Annotated in this window: 7 protein-coding genes and 1 other annotated feature; of the genes, 4 read left to right on the top strand and 3 right to left on the bottom strand. The window is 50.7% G+C overall.

All coding sequences use genetic code 11. From position 1 onward, the window contains the following. Window positions 1–190: 190 nt before the first annotated feature. The 3 genes from clpB to rluD form a co-directional block, all read right to left on the bottom strand. On the bottom strand, window positions 191–2764 hold the full coding sequence (clpB, locus tag KQJ19_RS21410; protein WP_016154061.1) for an ATP-dependent chaperone ClpB: 2574 nt from the start codon (window positions 2762–2764) through the stop codon (window positions 191–193). Between the two features lie 129 nt (window positions 2765–2893). Next, window positions 2894–3625 (bottom strand): purine nucleoside phosphorylase YfiH, encoded by a 732-nt coding sequence (gene yfiH / locus KQJ19_RS21405; protein WP_200079715.1) that lies wholly within the window; start codon window positions 3623–3625, stop codon window positions 2894–2896. Next, the gene (rluD, locus tag KQJ19_RS21400; RefSeq protein ID WP_016154063.1) at window positions 3622–4602 is read right to left on the bottom strand and encodes a 23S rRNA pseudouridine(1911/1915/1917) synthase RluD; all 981 of its coding nucleotides are present in this window, start codon (window positions 4600–4602) and stop codon (window positions 3622–3624) included. The genes yfiH and rluD overlap by 4 nt, the downstream gene beginning before the upstream one ends. Window positions 4603–4733: 131 nt before the next feature. Between rluD and bamD the strand changes: the two genes are divergently transcribed. The 4 genes from bamD to KQJ19_RS21380 form a co-directional block, all read left to right on the top strand. After that, window positions 4734–5471 (top strand): outer membrane protein assembly factor BamD, encoded by a 738-nt coding sequence (gene bamD / locus KQJ19_RS21395; protein ID WP_016154064.1) that lies wholly within the window; start codon window positions 4734–4736, stop codon window positions 5469–5471. A gap of 268 nt (window positions 5472–5739) precedes the next feature. Next, window positions 5740–6078 (top strand): ribosome-associated translation inhibitor RaiA, encoded by a 339-nt coding sequence (gene raiA, locus KQJ19_RS21390; RefSeq protein WP_003031244.1) that lies wholly within the window; start codon window positions 5740–5742, stop codon window positions 6076–6078. Between the two features lie 102 nt (window positions 6079–6180). Next, window positions 6181–6306, top strand: a sequence feature (Phe leader region). Then, the gene (pheL, locus tag KQJ19_RS21385) at window positions 6182–6229 is read left to right on the top strand and encodes a pheA operon leader peptide PheL (RefSeq protein WP_100250063.1); all 48 of its coding nucleotides are present in this window, start codon (window positions 6182–6184) and stop codon (window positions 6227–6229) included. It overlaps the preceding feature by 48 nt. A gap of 22 nt (window positions 6307–6328) precedes the next feature. Beyond that, the coding region (locus KQJ19_RS21380) for a chorismate mutase (protein WP_216404107.1) at window positions 6329–6766 on the top strand (438 nt) is incomplete at its 3' end.

Genomic DNA, 6766 nt, shown 5'->3' with positions numbered 1-6766 from the left:
CGCTGACCCGGCGGTTTGTAATCCGTTGTTCCGTGTCAGTGGAGGCGCATTATAGGGAGTTATTTCAGGCTGACAAGTTAAAAATACAAAAAACTTATCAAGCGACTACTTTTCAACCACTACATTGATTTTTGCTTTGTTTTTAAACAAAAACGAGCCCCACAGGGCTCGTTTATTGTCGTTTTGTGACTTACTGCACTGCCACAATGCGATCGTCATTCACTTCCAGCCGAATCGTTTTGCCAGGAATCAGCTCACCAGACAGAATTTGCTGCGCCAGCGGGTTTTCGATCTGTTGCTGGATAGCACGTTTGAGTGGACGTGCGCCATACACCGGATCGTAACCATTCGCACTCAGCAGTTTAAGCGCCTCGTCAGAGATATGGATTTCATAGCCACGCTCTTCCAGACGTTTGTACAGACGTTGCAGTTGGATCTGTGCAATAGAAGCAATGTGCTGCTCACCCAACGGATGGAATACAACAACTTCATCTATACGGTTGATGAATTCCGGGCGGAAATTATGGCTCACGACGCCCAGGACCATATCCTTCATGTGGCCGTAGTCCAGCTCACCGAAGCGTTCCTGAATCAGATCGGACCCCAGGTTCGAGGTCATGATGACAACCGTATTACGGAAGTCGACCGTTCTCCCCTGCCCGTCAGTCAGACGACCATCATCAAGCACCTGCAACAGAATATTGAACACATCCGGGTGCGCTTTCTCCACTTCATCCAGCAGGATGACAGAGTAAGGACGGCGACGTACCGCTTCTGTCAGATATCCACCTTCCTCATAGCCGACATATCCCGGAGGCGCCCCGACCAGACGAGACACCGAGTGTTTCTCCATAAACTCGGACATATCGATACGCACCATGGCATCATCACTGTCGAACATAAAGTTTGCCAGCGCTTTGCACAGTTCAGTTTTACCGACACCGGTTGGGCCAAGGAACAAGAATGAACCAATCGGGCGATTTGGATCGGACAAGCCAGCACGGCTACGACGGATGGCGTTAGAAACGGCTTCCACCGCTTCGTTCTGGCCAATCACGCGGCTGTGCAACTGCTGCTCCATACGCAACAGTTTTTCCCGTTCGCCTTCCAGCATGCGAGCAACCGGGATACCGGTCCAGCGCGCCAGCACTTCTGCAATTTCTGCATCCGTGACTTTATTACGCAGCAGACGCATGGTTTTGCCTTCAGACTGGGTGGCTGCTTCCAGCTGTTTTTCCAGTTCAGGAATTTTGCCGTACTGCAGTTCAGACATCCGCGCCAGGTCGCCGACACGACGCGCCTGTTCGATGGCGATTTTCGCCTGCTCCAGCTCAGCCTTGATAGTTTGCGTTCCCGAAAGGGATGCTTTTTCAGCTTTCCACTCTTCTTCTAATTCAGAATACTGGCGCTCTTTATCGTCCAGCTCTTCGTTGAGCATATCGAGACGTTTTTTACTCGCCTCATCAGACTCTTTCATTAATGCCTGCTGTTCCAGTTTGAGCTGGATAATACGGCGGTCGAGTCTGTCGAGTTCCTCCGGCTTGGAGTCAATCTGCATACGAATGCTGGATGCCGCCTCATCGATAAGGTCGATAGCTTTGTCCGGCAACTGACGATCGGCAATATAGCGGTGAGACAGCGTAGCTGCCGCAACAATCGCCGGGTCAGTGATCTGCACATGGTGGTGCAGCTCATAACGTTCTTTCAGGCCACGCAGAATCGCGATGGTGTCTTCTACTGAAGGTTCGGCTACAAATACTTTCTGGAAACGACGTTCCAGCGCCGCATCTTTTTCGATGTACTGGCGATATTCATCAAGCGTTGTTGCGCCTACACAGTGCAGTTCCCCGCGTGCCAGCGCCGGTTTCAGCATGTTCCCGGCGTCCATTGCGCCATCGGCTTTACCCGCCCCAACCATAGTATGCAGCTCATCAATAAACAGGATGACATTGCCTTCCTGTTTCGAGAGATCGTTCAGCACGCCTTTTAAGCGTTCTTCAAACTCACCACGATATTTGGCCCCAGCCACCAGCGCGCCCATATCCAGCGCCAGCACACGGCGACCTTTTAAGCCTTCCGGCACTTCACCATTGATAATTCGTTGGGCCAGCCCTTCAACGATGGCCGTTTTACCAACACCTGGTTCGCCGATTAACACCGGGTTATTTTTAGTACGCCGCTGCAGTACCTGAATGGTACGGCGAATTTCTTCATCACGCCCGATAACCGGATCGAGTTTGCCCTGCTCGGCACGTTCGGTCAGGTCGACGGTATATTTTTTCAAGGCCTGACGTTGGTCTTCAGCCCCCTGATCATTCACGCTTTCACCTCCACGCATTTGTTCAATTGCCTGAGTGATATTCGCGGTCGTCGCACCTGCTGATTTTAGTAAATCGGTCAGCGTACCGCGTGACTCAAGCGCCGCCAGTACGAACAGTTCTGACGAAATAAAGTTGTCCCCACGTTTTTGCGCCAGCTTGTCGCAAAGATTCAGTACACGCACCAGATCCTGAGAAGGCTGCACATCACCGCCGGTACCTTCTACCTGCGGCAACCGGCTCAACGCCTGGTCAATGGCTGTACGTAACTGGCCAGCATTAATGCCAGCAGACGTTAATAAAGGACGTACCGATCCCCCTTCCTGATTCAGCAAGGCGCTCATTAGATGAAGTGGTTCGATGAATTGATTGTCGTGCCCCAATGCGAGTGACTGGGCATCGGCAAGAGCAAGCTGGAATTTATTAGTAAGACGATCCAGACGCATAACTCCTCCCATAACAGGTCAAAATTGCTACTGGAGATTAAATGAGGTCATCCCTCAATTATTCAAGGTGAATGACCTGAATTATGTGAAAAGAAAATTACACGTACCGGATCGTCTTGATTCTTTAGGTTATATCAGCCAAATAAAACTTGCCATACGACCCGTGGTATTGTCGCGACGATAAGAGAAGAACATCTCACTTTCGCTGAAGGTGCAACGGTCGCCACCGTAGATGTTCTCTACTCCGATATTTGCCAGACGCTGACGCGCAAGCTGGTAAATATTCGCCAGATATTTATCACCATGCGGTACAAATGCGAGGTCCGCTTGCGGATCTTTCGCCATGAACGCTGCGCGAACTTCTGCTCCCACTTCAAACGCGTTCGGGCCAATCGCCGGGCCTAGCCAGGCAATAATGTTTTCAGGTTTGTCGGCAAAACACGCCACCGTCTCTTCCAGCACGCCGGCGCATAATCCGCGCCAACCCGCATGTGCCGCCGCGACTTCCGTTCCAGCGCGATTGCAAAACAGCACCGGCAGACAGTCGGCCGTCATCACTGCACACACGGTGCCCGGCGTATTGCTGTAAGAAGCATCCGCACGTTTGGAGGCGTAAGGCTCGCCGGTCAGTTTCAGGACATCCTTACCGTGGACCTGCTCCAGCCAGACTGGCTTTGACGGCAGATTGCCCGCAGCAAACAGCCGCTTGCGGTTCTCTTCAACATGCTCCGGGTTGTCGCCGCAATGGGCGCCCAGATTCAGCGAATCATAAGGCGGCATGCTAACACCGCCAATACGGGTAGAACTACACGCCACAACACCTTGCGGTATCGGCCACTGCGGGACAATTAGCTTACTCATAGCCAGGCAATATCATCCTTATGTTCTTCGAAATCAGCGCGCATCACTTCAATCAATTGCACCATATCTTGTGGAATAGGTGCGTGCCATTCCATTTCGATACCTGAAATTGGGTGATATAAACGCAGCATAGTCGCGTGCAGCGCCTGACGATCGAACTTACGCAGAACGGAGATAAATTCGTCAGAAGCGCCTTTCGGTGGACGCGGACGACCGCCGTAGACCTGATCGCCCACCAGCGGATGGGTGATATGCGCCATGTGCACGCGGATCTGGTGCGTACGTCCGGTTTCCAGACGCAGCCGCAGACGCGTGTGCACACGGAAGTGTTCCATTATGCGATAGTGCGTCACCGCCGGTTTCCCCATTGGGTGTACCGCCATGTGCGTACGCTTGGTCGGGTGGCGGCTAATCGGTTCCTCAACGGTTCCGCCTGCCGTCATATGACCAATCGCCACGGCTTCGTACTCACGGGTAATTTCACGCAGTTGCAGCGACTCCACCAGACGCGTTTGCGCCGGAACGGTTTTTGCCACCACCATTAATCCGGTCGTGTCTTTATCCAGACGGTGCACGATACCAGCACGTGGAACATCCGCGATTGGCGGGTAGTAATGCAGTAATGCATTCAATACCGTGCCATCAGGATTACCGGCCCCCGGATGCACTACGAGGTCACGGGGTTTGTTGATGACAAGAATATCGTCATCTTCATAAACGATATCCAGTGGGATATCCTGAGGTTCAAAACGAACCTCTTCATCAATTTCTGCAGTGATGGAGACGCGCTCTCCACCCAACACTTTTTCTTTCGGTTTATCGCAAAGATTGCCATTTACCAGTACGCGCTGGTCAAGGATCCATTCTTTTATGCGCGATCGCGAATAATCAGGGAACAATTCGGCCAAAGCCTGATCTAAGCGTTGACCGAGCTGATTTTCGGAGACTGTTGCGGTGAGTTCTACTCGTTGTGCCATAAACTGCTTCTTCGTTTAACGTTGGGTTTTACGGCTTTGCCGTTTAATATAGTGTGCTATTGTAGCTGGTCTTAACCGGGAGCAGGAACAGAGAATCTCCCGTAAAACATTTTGAGGAAAGTCAAAACGTCATGACGCGCATGAAATATCTGGTGGCAGCAGCCACGTTGAGCCTGTTTTTGGCGGGTTGCTCTGGTTCAAAGGAAGAGGTGCCCGATAATCCGCCAAATGAAATCTACGCGACTGCTCAGCAAAAGCTGCAGGACGGTAACTGGAAACAGGCAATAACGCAATTAGAAGCGTTGGATAACCGTTATCCATTTGGACCGTATTCTCAGCAGGTGCAATTAGATCTCATCTACGCCTACTACAAAAACGCCGATCTGCCACTTGCTCAGGCTGCCATCGATCGTTTTATTCGTCTTAACCCGACACACCCTAACATTGATTATGTCATGTATATGCGTGGCCTGACCAATATGGCGTTGGATGATAGCGCACTGCAAGGATTCTTTGGTGTTGATCGCAGCGATCGCGATCCGCAACATGCCCGAGCTGCGTTTAATGACTTTTCCAAACTGGTACGTGGCTATCCGAACAGCCAGTACACCACTGACGCCACCAAACGTCTGGTATTCCTGAAAGACCGTCTGGCGAAGTATGAATATTCCGTTGTGGAATACTACACTGCCCGCGGTGCATGGGTTGCCGTGGTAAACCGTGTGGAAGGCATGCTGCGCGACTTCCCGGATACTCAGGCAACACGCAATGCCCTGCCGTTGATGGAAAATGCTTATCGCCAGATGCAGATGAATGCGCAGGCAGAAAAAGTAGCGAAAATCATTGCCGCTAACAGCAGCAATACCTGATTTATCTCAGAATGCAAACGGCAGCCCAAAGGCTGCCATTTTTTTATCCGTAAACGTCACAACTGAAGCGGTTTAGCTACAACGCATCTCATCAAATATGGCCTGCTTTCAGGTATTCCTCAAGTAAAAAATCGCTTGTTCCTGCGGTGCCTCACAAAAAGGTTTTCTTGACAAAAAGCGACAAAAAAATGTGATTAATATCACACATTTTGACATTAGGAACGGTATGCTGGAATCACCAAGACGGGAAAGACAAGAGGTAAAATTTATGACAATGAACATTACCAGTAAACAAATGGAAATTACTCCGGCAATTCGCCAGCATGTCGCAGACCGTCTCGCCAAACTCGAAAAATGGCAAACTCATCTGATTAATCCACATATCATTCTGTCTAAGGAGCCGCAGGGTTTCATTGCTGATGCCACCATCAATACACCGAACGGACATCTGGTCGCCAGCGCAAAACACGAGGATATGTACACCGCAATTAACGATTTGATCAACAAGCTGGAACGGCAGCTCAATAAAGTGCAGCACAAAGGCGAAGCCCGTCGTGCAACAACTTCAGTCAAAGACGCCAACTTCGTCGAAGCAGAAGAAGAGTAGTCCCTTACATTGAGTGTATCGCCAACGCGCCTCCGGGCGCGTTTTTTGTTGACAGGGTGAAAACAGTACGGGTACTTTACTGACGTAGCCAAAGGAAAATTACATGAAACTTGTCCCGTTCTTCTTCGCATTCTTTTTTACCTTCCCCTGAATGGGAGGCGTTTCGTCGTGTGATAAAGAATGCGAAGACGAACAATAAGGCCTCCCACAACGGGGGGCCTTTTTTATTGATAACAAGAAAGGCAACACTATGACATCGGATAACCCATTGCTGGCGCTGCGCGATAAGATCAGCACGCTGGATGAAAAATTACTGGCCCTGCTGGCTGAGCGACGTGGACTGGCCGTAGAAGTTGGCAAAGCTAAGCTCCTTTCACATCGTCCAGTTCGTGATATCGACCGTGAGCGCGATCTGTTGGACCGACTGATTCAGCTTGGCAAAGCACATCATCTTGATGCTCACTACATCACTCGCCTGTTCCAGCTCATAATCGAAGACTCCGTCCTGACTCAGCAGGCACTGCTCCAGCAGCATCTGAACAAAATTAACCCGCACTCAGCACGCGTTGCTTTCCTTGGGCCAAAAGGGTCATATTCTCATCTTGCCGCACGTCAGTATGCTGCCCGCCATTTTGAACAATTTATAGAAAGCGGCTGCGCGAAATTTGCCGATATCTTTAATCAGGTC

Origin of the sequence: Citrobacter sp. S46_ASV_140 (assembly GCF_018919545.1) — a bacterium.
Taxonomy (GTDB): Bacteria; Pseudomonadota; Gammaproteobacteria; order Enterobacterales; family Enterobacteriaceae; genus Citrobacter; species Citrobacter braakii.
The sequence above is the reverse complement of the archived record's forward strand: the minus strand, read 5'-3'. Positions and strand labels throughout refer to the sequence as shown.